The sequence below is a fragment of the Brevibacillus porteri genome (assembly GCF_003013475.1).
Lineage (GTDB): Bacteria > Bacillota > Bacilli > Brevibacillales > Brevibacillaceae > Brevibacillus > Brevibacillus porteri.
Map to the genome: position 1 here is coordinate 28564 of NZ_PXZO01000042.1, position 18191 is coordinate 46754.

General features: G+C 48.7%; 13 protein-coding genes. 3 read left to right on the forward strand and 10 right to left on the reverse strand.

Annotated elements, in window-relative coordinates:
* Positions 1 to 293: 293 nt before the first annotated feature.
* The gene (locus C7R92_RS20550; protein WP_106835464.1) at positions 294 to 761 is read left to right on the forward strand and encodes an OsmC family protein; all 468 of its coding nucleotides are present in this window, start codon (positions 294 to 296) and stop codon (positions 759 to 761) included.
* 47 nt (positions 762 to 808) lie between these two features.
* Here C7R92_RS20550 and C7R92_RS20555 read toward each other — a convergent pair whose 3' ends face one another.
* From C7R92_RS20555 to C7R92_RS20595, 9 genes are all read right to left on the reverse strand, one after another.
* Complete coding sequence (locus C7R92_RS20555; protein ID WP_106835465.1) at positions 809 to 1642, reverse strand: undecaprenyl-diphosphate phosphatase; 834 nt, start codon at positions 1640 to 1642, stop codon at positions 809 to 811.
* 270 nt (positions 1643 to 1912) lie between these two features.
* Positions 1913 to 2977, reverse strand: coding sequence for a glycosyl hydrolase family 18 protein (locus C7R92_RS20560; RefSeq protein ID WP_106835466.1), 1065 nt, complete (start codon positions 2975 to 2977; stop codon positions 1913 to 1915).
* A 27-nt stretch (positions 2978 to 3004) separates the two neighbouring features.
* Positions 3005 to 4765 (reverse strand): polysaccharide deacetylase family protein, encoded by a 1761-nt coding sequence (locus C7R92_RS20565; protein ID WP_106835467.1) that lies wholly within the window; start codon positions 4763 to 4765, stop codon positions 3005 to 3007.
* Positions 4766 to 4801: 36 nt separating this feature from the next.
* The gene (locus tag C7R92_RS20570) at positions 4802 to 6685 is read right to left on the reverse strand and encodes a glycosyltransferase (RefSeq protein ID WP_106835468.1); all 1884 of its coding nucleotides are present in this window, start codon (positions 6683 to 6685) and stop codon (positions 4802 to 4804) included.
* Positions 6686 to 6711: 26 nt separating this feature from the next.
* Positions 6712 to 8025, reverse strand: a complete 1314-nt coding sequence (locus C7R92_RS20575) for a nucleotide sugar dehydrogenase (RefSeq protein ID WP_106835469.1) — start codon at positions 8023 to 8025, stop codon at positions 6712 to 6714.
* A 33-nt stretch (positions 8026 to 8058) separates the two neighbouring features.
* Positions 8059 to 9513 (reverse strand): polysaccharide deacetylase family protein, encoded by a 1455-nt coding sequence (locus C7R92_RS20580; RefSeq protein WP_106835470.1) that lies wholly within the window; start codon positions 9511 to 9513, stop codon positions 8059 to 8061.
* Between the two features lie 261 nt (positions 9514 to 9774).
* Complete coding sequence (locus tag C7R92_RS20585) at positions 9775 to 11199, reverse strand: aldehyde dehydrogenase family protein (RefSeq protein WP_106835471.1); 1425 nt, start codon at positions 11197 to 11199, stop codon at positions 9775 to 9777.
* 26 nt (positions 11200 to 11225) lie between these two features.
* Positions 11226 to 12575 carry a 4-aminobutyrate--2-oxoglutarate transaminase gene (gene gabT / locus C7R92_RS20590; RefSeq protein ID WP_106835472.1) on the reverse strand — a complete coding sequence of 450 codons (1350 nt, stop codon included), beginning with the start codon at positions 12573 to 12575 and terminating at the stop codon, positions 11226 to 11228.
* A 203-nt stretch (positions 12576 to 12778) separates the two neighbouring features.
* Entirely contained in the window at positions 12779 to 14182 is a 1404-nt protein-coding gene (locus C7R92_RS20595; protein WP_106835473.1) for a sigma-54 interaction domain-containing protein, read from the reverse strand.
* Between the two features lie 144 nt (positions 14183 to 14326).
* Between C7R92_RS20595 and C7R92_RS20600 the strand changes: the two genes are divergently transcribed.
* A complete protein-coding gene (locus C7R92_RS20600) occupies positions 14327 to 15865 on the forward strand; it encodes a hypothetical protein (RefSeq protein WP_106835474.1) in 1539 nt (512 codons plus the stop codon).
* Between the two features lie 48 nt (positions 15866 to 15913).
* Here the strand turns inward: C7R92_RS20600 and C7R92_RS20605 are convergent, their stop codons facing one another.
* Complete coding sequence (locus C7R92_RS20605; protein WP_106835475.1) at positions 15914 to 16522, reverse strand: class I SAM-dependent methyltransferase; 609 nt, start codon at positions 16520 to 16522, stop codon at positions 15914 to 15916.
* Between the two features lie 176 nt (positions 16523 to 16698).
* On the opposite strand from C7R92_RS20605, the gene C7R92_RS20610 reads away from it, so the two are divergent.
* Positions 16699 to 18090 (forward strand): sigma-54 interaction domain-containing protein, encoded by a 1392-nt coding sequence (locus C7R92_RS20610; protein ID WP_106835476.1) that lies wholly within the window; start codon positions 16699 to 16701, stop codon positions 18088 to 18090.
* The last annotated feature ends 101 nt before the right edge of the window (positions 18091 to 18191 follow it).

An 18191-nucleotide genomic window follows, 5' to 3' on the forward strand; every position in this document is an offset into this window, starting at 1 on the left:
AAGGAAAACGAAACGGTTTCCCCCAGCTTGTTGGTGCTTTTTAAACAGCCCCACTTCTGTCACCAAAATTTAGTCCTCGACACTATTCCAACCTTTCGGATGCAAAATGTATCTGTACCATTTTATCTCCAATATGATACGAATATAAGTATGAATTTTCCATAATTTCGCCGTGGGATGCGTGTTTAGTGGACAAGGTGCCAGCTTATATAAAAGTAAAAATTTTCATAATGATCATTGGAAAACTATGGTAAAGTTTACTTGTATTGATTATCCAGAAGGGAGTGTGCATCATGCCTGTTGAGACATTCAAAGCAACTGCACATCTACAGAAGGGAATGGTTGTGAAAGCCAGTTCCAGAAATTTCGAGATAACCATCGATGAACCGAAAAGCCTGGGAGGAACGGATACTGGGATGAACCCTGTTGAACTGGTTCTCTCCGCACTAGGCGCATGCCAATCTATCGTTGCCAGAGTATATGCCAGAAAGTTTCATATTCAACTCGACGATTTTTGGGTGGAAGTCGAAGGCGATCTCGATACGGATGGCTTCATGAACAAATCTGATGTTCGACGTGGGTATTCTGAAATCCGATACACCTTTCATATCAAAACCGATGCTCCTAGAGAGCAGGTAGAGTCTTTTGTGGAATTTTTGGAACAGACATGCCCGGTTGGAGATACGATTGCCAATCCTGTTACGCTGAAATTAAACGGGATTGTTATTGAAAAACCGGGCGAGATAAAGGCGAATGATTAAAATAAGGCTCCCAACTGCAACTGGGAGCCTTATCGTCTTTTTGAGTTTTACATAAACACAAAGTAAATGACCGCTGCCAGCACCAAACGATAAATCGCAAAAGGTGTCAGCTTGATGCGATTGATCAGCTTCAAGAAGAAACGGATCGACAGAAGCGCAAACACAAACGCGCTAATAAAACCGACGACGAAAAATGGAATGCTGTCCATCGTAATCGCATCCCAGCGCTTCAACAGCGACAAAAAGCTTGCGCCCGCCATGATCGGCACAGCCATAATAAACGTGAAGTCTGCCGCCGCCCGATGGCTCATGCCCAACAGTACGCCCCCCGAGATCGTGGAACCCGAACGGGAAAAGCCAGGCCACAGGGAGAAGCATTGAATGAGTCCGACCAGCAACGCTTGCTTGTACGTAATTTGGTCAACCGATTCGATCTTGGGACGTCTTGGTCGGAGCCAATCCGCAGCCAGCATGAGCAAAGCGCCCAGCACCAGACCAATTACAACGGTCTTTGTCGAGAACAAATACTCATCGATGTAGTCGTCAAACAGAACACCCAGAATCCCCGCTGGAATCAAACCGACAATGACCGTTGCCAAATTCAGTCGAGGTCCTGCCGGAATCTCACTCTTACCCGCCAGCTTTTTCAAGCCGAGCAAGCTCATGAACCGATCCCACATCAAAACGACAACAGCCAAAATCGAACCGAGCTGAATGACAATCTTGAAGGTGTTCGCCACTTCTGGTGAAAACATCTCCTTCGTTTGGAACAAAAAGTCATCCACGATAATCATGTGACCCGTAGAGGAAACCGGGGCAAACTCAGTCAACCCTTCTACTAGCCCCAGCACAATCGCGACAAAAGCTTCCCAGAGACCCAAAAATTCCACGCTCCTATGAATGATGTCCAAAATCAATAGGTAGTAGCCGCCCTGTAAAAGAGCAGACTACCGCTTCTAGCATTATAACGTTCATCTCCGGTACAAAGTTACATTGTGATAGAAAAACATTCTAGCAATTTATTGATGGTTTCCCATAGTAAAAGCCCTCATGTTTTTCTTGATTCATTTTTACTCTGCAAGATGTGAATCGAAAAGCCGCGTAGGCCGAAGCGCAGACTGGAAATTCGCTTCTTCCCCCACCACTAGCCCCTACCGATTCACATATTGCAATGTCCCTTCCCCCATGTCACCTAGTCGCCAGAGCGCCATTTTCTCGATGCCCGCTTTCTTCGCAACTGCGACCCATTGAGACAGTGTCTCTTCATCCGCATACCAAACCGTGTGCTTTTGTCCGTCTTCACCCATGTAGTCGAAGTACAAACTGCCACTCGCTTTATCCCGCTTTGGCGGCTCGATACTGGAGATAGCAAGGTCTGCTGCCTGTTTTTCCGTCACAGCCGTCACTTTTCCATCAGAAGCCCAATCAAATCCGCCTACAGAGAGGGCCATGACTTTGTCACCCGGTACTTTTTTCATTCGAGTGGCGAGTTGTTCAATAAATGCATGATCGGCTTTGGGACCTGGCTCTGTATTCGTTCCGTACAAATTATAAGCCATCATGACGTAAGTAGGACCCTTTGGTAATGCCAAGTCTTCAATCGGCGCGCGCGGCTCCAATACGATGCGAAGTGACTTCCCCTCCTGCTCCATATGCTGATACAAGGTATGGATAAAAGTAAGGAAGTTGTCCCAGTCTTTCTCGCCAATTCTCTCATAATCGATTTCTAAACCATGAAAGCCATTCTGGATCACAGCATTCTTGATCTCCATAATGTGCTTGGTACGGCTTGCATCTGTCGCCATGAGCCGGCTGACAATCGACGGGTCCTTTTGAACCTGCGTACCATCACTGTTAAGACGATCATTCACAATGGTCAAATCGAGATCGACATAGCTGCCCTGCTTCGAGGCTTCCTTGATCTCAGGCATCGCCTTGGTCATTCGGTCAGTAAAGTGCAGCTTGTCGTTTTCATCAAAATACGCCGCGAAGACTTGCACACTGGACAGGCCATCCGTCATCCTGCGGAAATCCTCCAAACCGGATTCCCACTGCCAGTCTACCACCCAAGCAGACAATTCCGTCGTGTTGTTGGCTGCATCTACACTCTCCAAGCTTTCCGTATCATTCCATTTCGTCATGTACCACACGAGGGTGATACACACTCCTATCAGAAGAACAGTCAAAATGATCGATCGTTTCTTGATGTTTGACACCTTACACTGATCCCCCTTGTTTCGGATTTAAAAGGTGTCGATGACCCAGTCCATTGTGGCAGAAAAAGCTTTCTTGATCGAGCTGACGACTCCTGCTAACCCTGTCTGCACATTACTGAACAGCATCTGCTGCTCACCACTCGGTTGCGCCAAGGACTCTATTTTTACGTCCGCAAACACCCCGTCATAAATGTCGTCCTTTTTGTTCTCTTCACTATAGGCCGCTTCCAATGCAACGCCACCGCTGCTCATACTCGGGTCGATCTGTTGCTGATCCAAAAGCGGTATCTTGTCCACGGAAACACTGAGACGGTCGCCTTGAACAGTGACTTCGAGTGGACGCGTATTTTTAATGTTAATCGGGTATTTCTCCAGCTCCGGAGCACCAGACTCGCCTTGCTCCCTCGTATAGACCGAAGCACGGTCGAAGGTCAAATCCTCAGGATTCCAAATCACTTGGCTCAATTCCGTCTTGAAAAGCTCCTGAACTTCGCCTTTTTCCTTCTTCTGCTCGACGCGCAGCTCATTATCATGCAGGACAACCCGTACAAAGCTGTCTTTTTCCCGATCATAACGCAAATAAATGGACTGCTTGCCGATTACATTCCCTTCCAGCTTGGCAGAAAGCTTGATATCCTTCTGGCTGTCGCTGTTTTTTAAATATAACATGCCAAAGCCAGCAGCTGGAGAGGTCAGGACGATCTGATCCTCCATAAATTGCGCGGCACCACCGAGACGATCCCACTCTTTGGCCTGCTCTTCATCGCCGCGAACAAAGCGAATCTTCTCGTCGGTGTCTTTTTGGATACGCATCAACAAATGATTCGTGTACCAGTAAGGCTCTGGCTGCACACGGGTCAGGTTGTACAGATCCCCCTCGCTGTCGTTGTAGGCGGTTCCTCCCCGGTTAACGTGCATCGTAAAATACTTTTTGATATTCGCGTCGTTCGCATCCGCTACCAAGCGATTCATGCCACCATACAGGGTGTTTGCATGCATGATCATATAGGCACCTGGGACAAAGCCCAATTGATCCATATACGTATCATTCATCAGCTTGTAGTCTTCGTTTATTCTCGCTTCCATCTTGCTTCTGTCTTCAATCGGGATCATATTGCTGTCACGGATAAAGTCCATCAAGTAGTGGTTATAGTAACCCACCTTTGTTTTATTCGTTAATTCACCCTCATCCTTCACACCGATGAAATTGCCCTGATCATCAAACACATTGATATACGTCAACCGATAGCCGTTGGAACCAAGCTCCCAGAAGCCAGTTTCCATCATTTTTTTCATGTCTTCCGGTTGCAGGAATTTATTCTCGCTGTTCCCCATCTTGTTGCCGTATGACAATGCTGTTGCTTTGAAGTTGTACTTCTCCAAAAGCGGCTGGGCAAACAAGCTCGAATCGTTGCGGCCATCTTCAAAGGCTAAAAACAGTGCCTTGTCAGGAAGTGGCTTCTTTTTCTTGTAAAAGTCCAAGATATCTTGTTGCGAGATCGTTTGATAGCCCTGGTCATACAACGCTTGAAGCTGTTCATCCAATTGCTTCTTGGCTACCAGCTTCGGTGTACCCGAACGACCCACGCCAAAATAGGAGATGGCGATAAAGCCTTTTTCATTCGTCCAGCTCGCTCTATTCGGTTCCTCGTACTTCTTCCAATCAAATACAGCATTGAATAACATGACGCCCAAGACGACTAAGATAGCGATCTGGATCAGCGTCTTGATGAATTTATTGCGATCTTTTTTCCGATAGTCCAAGACATCGCTCATCGTTTTCCCCATAACTCCTGACACCCTCACTCCCTTTGTCTTTCCCACTTAAAATGGCAGCCCAAAGCCTTTTTTGTTCTTCTTTCGGGCTTCTTTTTTCAATCTCGCTTCGACGTCCTGCGGCGTTTCTCGCGTACCCCAAGTAGATTTCCAGAATGTCACCCATGCCACAGGCATCTGCCATAATAGCACCAGCTCATAAAACACACAAAAGACAATCCCGAAAACCCACAGCTTGCTTCTACGGAAAAACAGATGGGCCAAGCTCATTAAGAGCGCCATCAGCAGCAAGCCCATTAAAAACGTACCTGGGAAAATATGATGAACGAGCGGAACGTATACGAGGTTGTACAGTACAATGACGGGAGCAGCAATAGGAACAATCAGACCAATGTAAAAGAAGATCGCCATAAATGGCTCCTTGCGCCAAATAAAGCCGCTGGCACGCAAAGATTCCCTCAACCACGAACGCTTCCAGCGCATCTGCTGCTTCAAAAATATGTTCATATCTGACGGCACAATCGTCGAGCAAATCGCAGAATCCTGATAGCCAGTCCGATGTGTTCGCAAAATAAAGTTGGTCATGCTTCGGTCATCGCCAAAAGTGGCGGGCTGCCCGAGAAACTTCTGATTCAGCCATGCTTCCGAATGCTGCAAAATCAATTCCTTGCGATAGCAAGACAACGGTCCAGACAAGCAAGTGACACTGTCAAACCACGATTCAGCCGCCTTCATGATGCGAAAAGCAATGTAGTAACGAACCGTTTGCAGCTTGGTGATCGCGTTGGTGAACTTGTTTTCCACATCCGTACGCCCTGCGACACCCCCCATTTTCGGATCTTGGAAGGGCTGTACGAGGTTGCGAATCGCAGTCGGTTCCAAAAAGCTGTCTGAATCAACGAAGACAACCAAATCGTGCTTGGCCATTTCCACACCTTTTACCAAAGCGACCCGTTTCCCGCCGTTTTCAGGAAGAATGTACATCTTCACGCGTTCGCGGGTCATATAGCGCTCGGCCTCGTTATGAATCATATCGATGACCTTTTGAATCTCTTCTGCTGATCGGTCCGTCGAGCGGTCGTCTACCACGATGACCTCCAGCTTATCAATCGGGTAGTTCTGATTCACACAACTCAAAATCGTTCGGTGTATCCACTGCTCTTCGTTGAAGCACGGAATAATGATGCTCACGCCCGGTGTATAGTCCGGATTGACGGGAACCTCCCGATAAAGAGCACCGAATAAATACCGTGTCAGCAAAAAGGCAGCGGCAATCAAGCTGTACAAATACAAGTAAATGTTGTATTTGAAATAAATCACGCTCTCCGCGCGCATGAGCACGATAAACGCCGCAGCGAAAAACAGGGAAGCACTTGCGATATAAATGGCGTATCCCCAGCGCTTTTTGCGAAAATACTCGGTCAGCGGTTTGGAAAACTCGAAGGCGAGCATGAACTTCTGACACCCGTCCTCTTCCTCCGTAAACCGGCGAACGACAGTTGCATCCAGCTTCACCGTTGACTCATAGCCTTCTGGCATTGTGCCTGGCGGGATTGTGCAATGGATCATAAACACTTGTCCCACCTGGATGTCTTCCCTCTCCGAATCTAGTTCAACTAATAGGCCAGTCGAAGAAATGTCGACGGCTCTTGCCTTCATTCCATCCTTGACCCGCTGTTTCTTGGTTAATAGCGTCACCGGGAAATCTGCCATATAGCGCAGACTCAGCATCCGAATTCGATTCAGGTATTCCGGGTCCTCCAGCTTTCCTGGCTCATTCGTATCTTTCGTACCGCGGCGATCCACTTGGACACGAATTTTCTCCGGGTCTGGCACATTCGATAGCACGCGCCTCTCCGTTTTGGAAACCGTCAGTACTTCTTCGATTTTCTCTTTCTTTTTAGGCTTTACTTTCTCTATCAACTGTTTCATCACTGTCGCTCTCTCCCCTCCACTGCCTACAAGCTCCAGTAATGAAATCCACTGTTTTCAAAGTCAGCTTTGGAATAAGTCTCTTTTATATCAATCATGATTTTTGCTTCATTCTTGCCGTACATCGCGGCATAATCAGCGACTTCCATCTGGGCAAAGGGAGCATGCGGTACCGCTACAACCACAATGTCCAAGTCGTGGAGAGCCTTCATCTCTGACAGCTCGATGCCGTATTCCGCGTATGCCTCCCGAGGATTCACCATCGGGTCTACAACCAGTGGGTTGATCCCGTACTCCCTCAGTTCCTCAATGATATCCGTCACCTTGGTATTTCTGATATCCGCACAATCCTCTTTGTAGGACAGTCCGAGTATACCAATCCGTACATCCTTGAGGTCAAGCTTCGAGCGAACAGCCATTTTAATGATTTGTTGGGCGACATATTTCCCCATGCCATCGTTAATGTGTCTGGCCGCCAAAATAATGCGGGAGCGGTAGCCGCTGTCTTCTGCTTTGTACGTTAAATAGTAAGGATCGATACCGATGCAATGCCCGCCGACCAAGCCCGGTGAAAAAGGGAGGAAGTTCCACTTGGTTCCTGCCGCTTGCAATACTGCTTTTGTCGGAATATCCATCTGATTGAACAGCATCGCCAGCTCATTCATAAACGCAATATTGACATCCCGCTGCGCATTTTCAATGACTTTTGCCGCTTCCGCTACCTTGATGCTTTCTGCTCGATAAACGCCTGCCTTGATCACGAGCTCGTAGACGCTTGCTACGATTCCCAGTGTTTCTTCATCCATCCCCGATACGATCTTGACGATGTTTTCCAAGCGATTTACCTTGTCTCCCGGGTTGATGCGTTCAGGTGAATAGCCGATCTTGAAGTCTATGCCACAAAGCAAGCCGGATTCCGCCTCCAGGATTGGCACGCAAACCTCTTCGGTTGCCCCAGGATAAACAGTCGATTCAAATACGACGATTGCCCCTTTTCGCAACTGTCTGCCCACCATGCGGGATGCGCTTTCTACATATTTCAGGTCGGGGACATTCCCACTTTTGACCGGGGTAGGCACTGCCACGATAAAAAATCGTGCTTCCTGCAATCTATTTTCATCTAAAGTGAATTCAATAGTAGCGTCACTCGTCAGCTCCTGATCCACGTCAGCATCATGAAAGTTTCCCTTTTGATAGGCTACTACTTTCTCTTGGTTTACATCGAATCCAATCACAGAAGTACGTTTGGACAGTGCCATCGCAATCGGCAAGCCTACGTACCCAAGACCGACGACAGCAATTTTTTCTTCCCTCTCCACAATCCCTTCGTACAAATTCATAAGCCGGCTCCCTCTCCCTGTTCTATTTTGGCTTTATTGGCCAAACATCTCTGTCATGGGTACAAGCGTGTATCCTTTGGTTCTAAGCTGATCAATTACGGTTGGTAGCGCCTCGATTGTGTGAATGTCATCGAGCATGTGCAGCAGAATCACGCTTCCGCTCCGCGTCTGCTCCATAATTGCTTTGACGATATCGTCCGCACTCCGTTTCTTGTCGTAATCGGACGGCGTCACATCATAAATCGTAATGTCCTCGTAGCCCGTCGCTGCAATCGCCTTGAGTGTCTGTTCGTCAAACGCCCCAGTTGGTGGTCTGAAATACATCGTCGGCTTCTGCTGAATCGCTTCGGTAATAATCTGATGGGCTTTGACAATCTCTTTTTGCAATTCTTCCGGCGCAATTTTGGTATTCACCGGATGAGAATAGGTGTGGTTGGCTACATCATGTCCCGCTTCCGCAATCGCTCTCGCCAAGTTTGGATTTCGCTCTACACCATCTGCGCGAAGGAAAAATGAAGCCTTTACTCCTTTTTTGTCCAGGATATCGAGAATCTTCGTAACTGTTTGATCCGTACCCCAATCATCGAAGGACAGGGCGACCATCTTCTTGTCCGTTTCTTTTCGATAGATGAGATTTGGCTTGGACTCGTGATAGGCCGCATTCATTTTTGCTGCATCAAAACCCGGTATTTCTTGCAGCGGCTTTCGCTCCCCGCCTTGTGCAATCAACTCGTGCAATGGGACGAATCTGTAACCGACATCAGTAGCAGCCTCTGCCAGTAGCCGGATGTTTTCTACGACAGACTTGTTCTCCTCCGTGTCCATCGCGATGATGCCGCCGCGATTCATGTATTTTCTTAAGTAATGATTTTTTTGCTCCTCCGTCTCTTTTTGCCAATTGTGCAGAAATAAACTGGAGGACACGACCGCTTCTTGTCCATTGTGAGCAGCTACCAATCGAAGATCGTCGGAGTAATCGCCCGACTTCGTTCTGATATATCGCGGTGTCTTGTCGGTCTCTCTTTTGATGACCTCATTAGCCAATTTGATATCTTCGTACATTTTCTCGTAAGATTGACCCTGCAAATCTGACTGGTTCAACGTGTTGTTTTCAATATCGTGACCTCTGGCGACAATTTGTCGCGCAATGTCCGGCTCTTCCGCTACCCTCATGCCTGGCAAGAAAAAAGCTGCTTTGATGTGATACTTGTCCAGTTCATCCAGCAGTTTTTTCATCGTGTCTTTATCTGCCATCCCATTAAAAGTAAGAGCAAGCTGTCTTTGCGTCGTGTAGACCATGGACACGCCCTTGCTCTTCTCCCCTTGGTAACGCTCGATTTTTTCAGGTTTGACTGGCTGTAAGTTGTTATCTGTGCTGCTGTCACTCCCCTGAAACGGTGAACAGCCTGCCAACAATGCCAATATCGCGACAAGGGAGATCCAGTGAAAGAATCGGAACTCACTGACCCCTTTCTTATAACTAATCATGATTGTCCCCTTTTCGTGTAAGAAATGCCCTTTACGCATAAAAAAACGACTATTTCATCTGCGTAACAAGTAAGTGTAATCAAACACTTTTTGCACAGAAATGAACATAGTCTGCCTCTATACGCTAGACTAACATAACTACTTATGCCAAACAACTATATGAAACGGTTTCAATTATGACAGTTTATGGAAATATTTTGAATTTCCTACAGGACGCCATTAACGAAAAAAGACGAGCCTCATCAGGCCCGCCATTCGCTGTTACAGTTTGATCGCGATTAATTTTAGTTCCGTTAATTCCTCGACCGCATACTTGATCCCCTCGCGGCCAAAGCCACTGTCTTTTACCCCGCCATACGGCATGTTGTCCACGCGGAACGTCGGAATGTCGTTGATCATCACGCCCCCGACCTCCAGCTCTTCCGCTGCGCGCATAGCCGCGTGAATGTCACTCGTATAGATGCCTGCCTGCAAGCCGAATCGGGAGTCATTTACCGCCTCAATCGCTTCGTCCATCGTCTCAAACGGTGTAACGACTACGATTGGACCGAATACCTCTTGGCAGGAGACGGCAACATGTGCGCCTACATTGGTCAGAATCGTAGGGGCAAAGAGGTTGTCACTGACAGGCTTTCCACCAGTAACTACATGTGCGCCTGCTTCTACTGCTTCCTCTACCCATGCTCCCATGCGTTCATGATCCTTGGTGGAGATCACAGAGGACATGTCTGTCTCTTCGTTCAGCGGATCACCCAGCACGAGCTTTTCTGTGCCAGCCTTAAACTTCTCCAGGAACTCTTCGTACTTGCTCTGGTGAATATAAACGCGTTGCAGCGAGATACACACTTGACCACTAAAGGAGAAGGCACCCGTCACGCAACGATCAATCAACGCTTGCGTGATTTCCACGTTGTGGTCGATGATTACTGCGGAGTTGGAGCCAAGCTCCAAGGTTACGCGCTTGAGTCCCGCTTTGTTTTTCATCGCGATTCCAACCGCAGGACTTCCGGTAAATGTAATCGCGGCAATTCGACTGTCACTGACCAGCTTTTCGCCTACGACCGCGCCTTTTCCAGGCAAAATATTGAGCGCTCCTGCAGGCAAGCCCGCCTCCGCGAAAATATCGGCCAGGATCAGCGAGCTAAGCGGCGTCTGACTTGCTGGCTTCAGTACGACGGTATTTCCTGCGGCAATGGCAGGCCCGACCTTGTGTGCTACGAGATTGAATGGAAAGTTAAAAGGCGTGATCGCGCCGACTACGCCGATCGGCTTGCGTACCGTAAAAGCAAGACGTCCTTCACCACCCGGTGCTGCATCGAGCGGCACCGTCTCTCCGTGGATACGCTTCGCTTCTTCTGCTGCGAACTTGTAGGTCTGAATCGTCCGAGCAATTTCTACACGACCTGTGCGAAGTGGCTTGGCGGCTTCTTGTGCGAGGATGACCGCCAGTTCCTCCTTGCGTGCTTCCATAATCGCAGCGGCACCCTCCAGTATCAAAGCACGCTGATTGGCTGGCATTTTTGCCATGACTTTGGTTGTTGCTTTGGCCGCCTTAATTGCCTCGTCGACGTCATGATCGTCTGCCTGAGCGATTTCAGCCACCAGTTCCCCAGAATACGGGGAGTAGAGTGGTGCGTATTCTTTTGCTTCTTTCCATTGTCCGTTGATGTAGAGATGCTTTTTCATGAGTATGGAGAACCCCCTCGGGCGTTTTAGTTCGTCACGTATTGGCTTTTCAGAACATCCGTCATAATGTCCAGTGCCTCTTCCAGTTGCTCATCTGTAATAACCAGTGGAGACAGGAAGCGCAGTACGTTGCTGTGGACGCCAGCAGAAAGCATGATGACGCCAGACTCGTAGCAGCCTTTGGTCAAGCCAGCAACGAGCTCTTTCGCTGGTTGTTTGGTTGTTGGATCGATAAATTCTACAGCGCACATCGCACCCAATCCGCGCACCTCTGCGATCACAGGGAACTCTTTTTGCAACGCGTGGAAATGCGCCTTGATTTTGTCCCCGATCACCTGCGCACGACCAGACAGGTCTTCGCGCTCCATTTTCTCAATGACTGCCAATGCCGCTACGCAGCCAAGCGGACTTCCCCCATAGGTACCGCCGATCTCACCTGGGTTTGGCGCGTCCATGATTTCGGCGCGTCCCGTAACCGCAGAAATAGGCAAGCCTGCCGCGATTGATTTGGACATGGTGATGATATCTGGCTCGATACCGAAATGGGTAGAGGCAAACATGGCGCCAGTGCGACCGAAGCCTGTTTGAATCTCATCAGAAATAAATAGGATTTGATGCTTTTTACAAATGTGATAGACACCTTGAACGAAGGACACAGGCGGGACGATAAAGCCGCCTTCTCCCTGAATCGGTTCCATAATCACGGCAGCTACTTCTTCCGGTGCAACCTCAGTCAAGAGGAAGTCCTCGAACTGACGCACGCAGAATTGCGCGTATTCATCATCTGTCATGGATTCCGGCTTGTTCAATGGATACGGGAATTGCGCTTTATACGTAGCTGGAGCGAATGGACCCATCTGGAATTTGTACGGCTTCACCTTGGATGTCAGTGACATGCCCAGAAGCGTACGACCATGGAAGCCGCGGCTAAAGGAAATGATGCCTGGGCGTCCTGTGTATTTGCGGGCGATTTTCACCGCGTTCTCTACTGCCTCTGCCCCGCTGTTTGCGAGCATCGTCTTCTTTTCAAAGCTGCCTGGCGTGATTTCCGTCAGCTTCTCAGCCAAGGCCACATATGGCTCATACATCCCTACATGGAAGCAAGGATGAATGTATTTGTCCAGCTGCGCTTTTAGTGCCTCAACTACTTCCGGTGGGCAGTGTCCGGCATTCAAAGTACCGATCGCTCCGGCAAAATCGATGTACGTATTGCCATCTACATCCGTAACCAATGCACCTGAAGCTGACTCTACAAAAACAGGGGTATTGTTGCCGACACCTTTTGGAACGAACTGCTTTCTTTTTTCAATCAAGGCCGCTCCCTTTGGACCTGGCACACCAGCAGCTACGTTTACAAATTGACGTTGTTTGGACATATCGTTTCCTCTCCTCGTTCGAGATGGTATTAGTTGGATGGCTTGCTTGTAAACTCAACCACGATATGTAGCAATACCTATGCCAAACGCCAGAGCTTGATGAAATCGTGTTTCCGGCACTATGGTCACATCAAATTATTCAAAAATGAATCGAAAACACCAGAATGTTCGATTCATTTTTGAATAAACTATTCATTTTTGAATCAACTGGAACGAATCCGATATTTTTGCAGCTTCCGCACGACAGAGGGCTGGCTAATTCCGAGAAACTCCGCGATTTCCCCCGTGGTCCGGCAGTGCTCGGATGCATAGCGCAGCCATTTTTCCTCTACCTGCTCTAGTGCTTCCCGAAGCGACATCTTGGAAGTGGCCAGACTCGGCTCCATGGCTGCCTGCTCTTCCCCTGCCAACCTGATTTCCGCGGGCAGATGCTGGGAAGTGATCACATCTTCGTCCGCAGTGACCACCATTCTCTCCAAGACGTTCTCCAGCTCTCGCACATTGCCCGGCCACTCGTACTGCATCAAGGCATGTGTCACCGCAGGTTCCAGACGCTTGTCCATTCCGTATCGTTCATTGAGCGAGCGCACGACGCGCTTCAGGAGAGCCGCGATATCCTCTGGCCGATTTCGTAACGGCGGGACTTGGATCGGGACAACATTCAGGCGAAAATACAGGTCTTGCCGGAACTTCCCTTCCTTCACCATCTTTTCTAAATCGCGATTGGTAGCGGCAATCAAACGAAAATCCACGTCGCGGTACTGTGTGCTCCCAACGCGTTGCAACCGTTTTTCCTGAATCACCTTCAACAGCTTGGCCTGCAAAGTCAGCGGCAGTTCCCCCAGCTCGTCCAAGAGGAGGGTCCCTTGATTCGCCATCTCGATAATCCCTTGCTTGCCCTGCTTGGCGGCCCCTGTAAACGAACCAGCCTCATAACCAAACAGCTCCGATTCCAGCAAGCCCTCCGGGATCGAGCCACAGTTGATCTCCACGAACTGCCCACCCGCACGACGACTATTGCGATGAATTTCTTTCGCGATCACGTTTTTCCCAACACCCGATTCCCCGAGTATCAGGACAGTTGAATCAACAGCCGCGACTTTCTTGATGAGACGCTCAATGGCTTGCATCGGCTGACTCACTGCCACGAAGCCCTCCTGGTGCTTTTCGCGCAGCTCCTCAATCTCGGTTTCAAACTGCTTGAGCTGCTCTGTCAGACCCTCGTAGCGCCGTTTCAATTCCATAATTTCAGTCAGGTCATGGGAATAGCTGATGATCGAATGCATGCTGCCATCCTCGTTCCAGACGGGAAACGCCGTCACCATCAGCTTTCGACCCCCGGGTATTTCCTGCATGATCGTCTGCGGCGTCTTGGCATCCATGACTTTTCGCGTGACAGATGGAGAAAAAACCTTCCTTTTTTCCAGCTCGATGACGTTTTTGCCCAAGAGCTCTTCTTTCCCGATGCCATATATTTCATACGACGAATCGCCAACCAGCCGGATGTAGCCCTCATGATCCGTGATTAACAAATGATCGCGAGACGTTTCAACAATGGCCTCCAATACACGGCTCATCCACTTCTGTGTGCTCTCTTCTCTCATCATCTCTTCGCCGCCTCTCACACGCCGTTGTGTCCGATCTATGTTTATTTTTTCATTATAGAAAACAGCAAGAACAACGACAACCTATGAAAAATATGTAAAAATAGCGATAATAACAAGCCCTGCGAGATGGAAAGGATGGTAGGAATGACACCCACAGTCGGAGACATCTACTGTGTTTTTGTCGAGAAGCTGCAAAAGTACACAGCTTGCCAGGTCACATCGATAAAAGAGCCTGACACGAGTAAATCCAACCTCATCAGTATCCTCGAGCTGGACTGGAGCAGCGATACACTGCCTGATGAATCAGAGCTGCACCAGATGAAGCCCTTATATTGCGACTACTTCTTCTGGAACAACAAGCTCGATCACATCTATGTTGATCCAGCGGTGCCCAAAGGCTACATAAAAGTAGGGAATGTACCACCTCTCGTGACAGAAGAGACAAGGAGTTACGGCAGTTGGGATGTCGGAGGGAGCCTGTACCGTCAACACAAGTGGAATCAAATTCCCGAGGAACGTCGCAAGCAGTTTAAACAGGCCGCAAATGATGACAAAATGATTTGGCTGGGCGGGAAGAGCCTGCGTAGATCTAACAACGTCATTCATGCTGACATCCTGCGAAGCCTGACGGACATCTCTGAATTGGAAAAGCTCCCTTGCCTGACAAGAATCTACGCAGAGGAGCCCACCGATTCCTTGCTTGCCTTTGTCAAAAGCAATCCGTTTATTCTGGAGCTTCACCTGGAAAAAGCCAACGGCTCCTCTCTAGATCTGATAGGAAGCCATCTCAGTAAACTCTCTCTCCAAAACGCGGACGGGCTGGAGTCACTGCATCTGAACGATTGTCTACGAGAGCTCATACTGGACAAGGCCATTTCATCAAACCTGTTCATAGAAGCCGAACAAGATGGATATTGGCTGACCGCCTCATTCTCAGATTCGCTACCGCTTCACCGCGGACTCGACCAGCTAGGAGGACTCAATCTGCGCGATGTGACGGAGCTGGACTTACAGCCACTCGTCCAACGCTATCCCTCGCTTCAGAACCTCCGTCTGTGGGGCAAGCCTGGTACCCTCAGTAATCTGGGCAGTATCAAGCACTTGAAGGAGCTACTGACGTTTACGACCTACGATCTGTTTGGCTTCACAGGGGACGAGTTCCCTTCGCCAGATCAATGTCCCAAGCTCTCCAGTCTCTGGATGACAAGCCTCCCAGCAGAAGCGGCCAAGACCATTAAAGCCGCCTACAAAAAAGAAGTAAAAAATGGGCTGGATTTGTCCATCACCAAGCCGCGCAAGCCCGAATGGCTGGCCAATAATTTGACCAATCCGTTTCGCGATTGGGATGGCAGGGAGCACATCTCAACAACCCACGCCAACAAGGCCGCCAGTCTCTATAAAAAAATGAACACCGCGATCAGTGCGCTTGAAAAACAGAGCAACGAAGACGCGACGACTGCGGAAGAAATACAAACTGCTTTGCGTGCATGGGTCAAAGAGTACACAGAGACTTTCAACAAAATGGATCGCCGGACTGGCTTTATCGAAACAGTTGAGCGAGAAGAAATTTTCGTTGTGCTCGATGAGCTGCTTCAGTCGGCAAAACAGAATTTATCTACTACGGGTGTGGAAGTAGATGTGGACGAGCTTTTTGCTATTTTTGATCAGACACGTGATTTTTGAGTGAGAAAAAAGACGCCGCCTCTCCTATAGGAAGGCGGCTTTTCGTGCTTAGGCATTCTTTTTGATGACCCACGTACTCATGCAACGCTGTCCAGCTACGTTCACCGTTTTGATTGGCTCCAGGAACACACCTTGCCGTTTTTCCGTCATGCCCACCATCGTCCGTTCATTTACGAGAAAACGGGTGCTTCCGTCCGGCAACAAATAACGCTCGTTCCCTAGTGGCTGTACCGCATCCTCAATCCCGATCGAGGAAGCAAGACGCATAAATAGAATGCCTCCTGGCTTCAGTACCCGCCACAGCTCCTCTAGCATCTGATGAAAATGCTCTTCGTTTTCAGCAAAATGGAGAACGGCATTACTGATGATGAAATCGAAGCTTTCGTTTTCAAAGCTCATGCTCTCAATCGGTTCCACACGAGCACGCTCCGCTGACCAGTTCGGCGCCAGTTGCGATGCCATTTGCTGTACAGCCTCGATAGCTTTTGCCGATTGGTCAACCGCATACACCGTATAGCCATTTTGCAAAAAGTAGACCAAATTCCGCCCCGAGCCGCAGCCAGCATCGAGTATCTGCATTTCCTTCGTAACCCGTCCCTTTAACAGCTGGTCAAACAAGTAGATATCGATATCGCCAAATTGCTCGTAAAGATTCATCGTTTTTCTCAGCCCTCCGTCCGTTATGACCGTTTTTTCTTACGCTCATTCTACCATCTCAATCGGGAAGATTCCCGTGTCCAGCCGTCTGTGAGTGAGCTGCCTCTTTCCCCCTGCACAATGAAAAAGCTGTGCTATACTAATGGCACCAAGCTGCAACGGGGAGGGAAATCCGCATGTTTGCGCCAAAAAGCCTGGACAGCTTCCTGGACCTGTTCTTCGATGGCGTCATTATCACGGATCGAGACGGGTTGATCATCAAAGTAAACTCTGCGTATCAGCGTATGACCGGAAAAACCGCCGAGGAGCTAGTCGGAAAAGACATACGCACGACTGTCGGAATCAAGCTCCATTCAAATGAATCCAGTACAATCCGGGTACTGGAGGAAAAACGCCCAGTGACGATTATCCAGCGGGCACCCATGGGCAATGGGTACAAGGAATACATGACAACCGGAATGCCCATGTTCAACGATCAAAATGAGATCGAGTACGTGGTGAACTGTGTGCGTGATATGACGGAGTTGAATGAACTAAAGCAGCACTTGAGCCGTGCCAGACAAATGAATCAGAATTATCTGGAAGAGATTGAAACTCTCAGACAGCAGGTTCACAAGTACGATTTCGTTGCACATAGCAAAGTAATGCTGGATGTCAGGGATGCGGCCGACAAAGTAGCTTCTGTTGATTCTCCGGTCATGCTTCGCGGGGAATCCGGCGTAGGCAAGGAAGTGATCGCTAAATACATCCACCACCAGAGCAAACGGTCAAAAGGGGCGTTTATCAAAGTAAATTGTGGCGCCATCCCTGCTTCCTTGATGGAAAGTGAGTTCTTTGGATATGAATCAGGTGCTTTCACGGGAGCGAGCAAAGAAGGAAAGCCCGGCTATTTTGAAATGGCCGACAAAGGAACCCTCTTTTTGGACGAGATCGGCGACATGCCTCTTGATCTACAGGTAAAATTGTTACGGGCTCTCGAAGAACAGGAATTCCGTCGCGTGGGTGGAGTCAAGACCATTCGTTCGGATGTACGGATTATCGCCGCTACGAATCAAGATCTGGAAGAGATGGTAGCGCAGAAAGAATTTCGCAAAGATTTGTATTATCGCCTGCAAGTATATCCCATCCACATACCTCCTCTGCGAGAGCGAAAAGAGGAGATTCCGTTCTTTATCGAACACTTTTTGCAGCAGTACCAGGAAAAAAATGCGATCCAAATTCAACTCACCCGAGAAGCCACCCAATTGCTGTATCAATATGATTGGCCTGGCAACATCAGAGAGTTGATCAACGTAATGGAACGCATGGCGATCTCCTGTGCCAACGGTGAAATCCGGCCCGAACATTTGCCAAGAGAGATGTTTGGAAATCTGGGAAAAATCATTCCCAAGACCTTTCAAGAAGAAGTTGAGCTATTTGAATTTCAAGGTATGAAACGCGCGCTGACCTTGCACAAATCAACACGCAAAGCAGCCAAAGCCCTGCAAATGAGCCAGCCCACTTTTGTACGAAAAATGAAACAGTATGAAGAAAAATACAAGTGCGATCCAAAAGTGAATCACCAATGACCCAGAGTGATTTATTAATGAATCGTTTTCGATCGATGCCAACGTGGATGGTGCCAGTATAGTGCCATTTTTGACGTTGGCATTCTTTTTGCTTTTAACCA

Coding starts and splice junctions, on each gene's coding strand:
- C7R92_RS20550 (WP_106835464.1), top strand. CDS start 294: ATGCCTGTTGAGACATTCAAAGCAACTGCACATCTACAGAAGGGAATG.
- C7R92_RS20565 (WP_106835467.1), bottom strand. CDS start 4,765: ATGGGGAAAACGATGAGCGATGTCTTGGACTATCGGAAAAAAGATCGC.
- C7R92_RS20570 (WP_106835468.1), bottom strand. CDS start 6,685: ATGAAACAGTTGATAGAGAAAGTAAAGCCTAAAAAGAAAGAGAAAATC.
- C7R92_RS20575 (WP_106835469.1), bottom strand. CDS start 8,025: ATGAATTTGTACGAAGGGATTGTGGAGAGGGAAGAAAAAATTGCTGTC.
- C7R92_RS20580 (WP_106835470.1), bottom strand. CDS start 9,513: ATGATTAGTTATAAGAAAGGGGTCAGTGAGTTCCGATTCTTTCACTGG.
- C7R92_RS20585 (WP_106835471.1), bottom strand. CDS start 11,199: ATGAAAAAGCATCTCTACATCAACGGACAATGGAAAGAAGCAAAAGAA.
- gabT (WP_106835472.1), bottom strand. CDS start 12,575: ATGTCCAAACAACGTCAATTTGTAAACGTAGCTGCTGGTGTGCCAGGT.
- C7R92_RS20595 (WP_106835473.1), bottom strand. CDS start 14,182: ATGATGAGAGAAGAGAGCACACAGAAGTGGATGAGCCGTGTATTGGAG.
- C7R92_RS20600 (WP_106835474.1), top strand. CDS start 14,327: ATGACACCCACAGTCGGAGACATCTACTGTGTTTTTGTCGAGAAGCTG.
- C7R92_RS20605 (WP_106835475.1), bottom strand. CDS start 16,522: ATGAATCTTTACGAGCAATTTGGCGATATCGATATCTACTTGTTTGAC.
- C7R92_RS20610 (WP_106835476.1), top strand. CDS start 16,699: ATGTTTGCGCCAAAAAGCCTGGACAGCTTCCTGGACCTGTTCTTCGAT.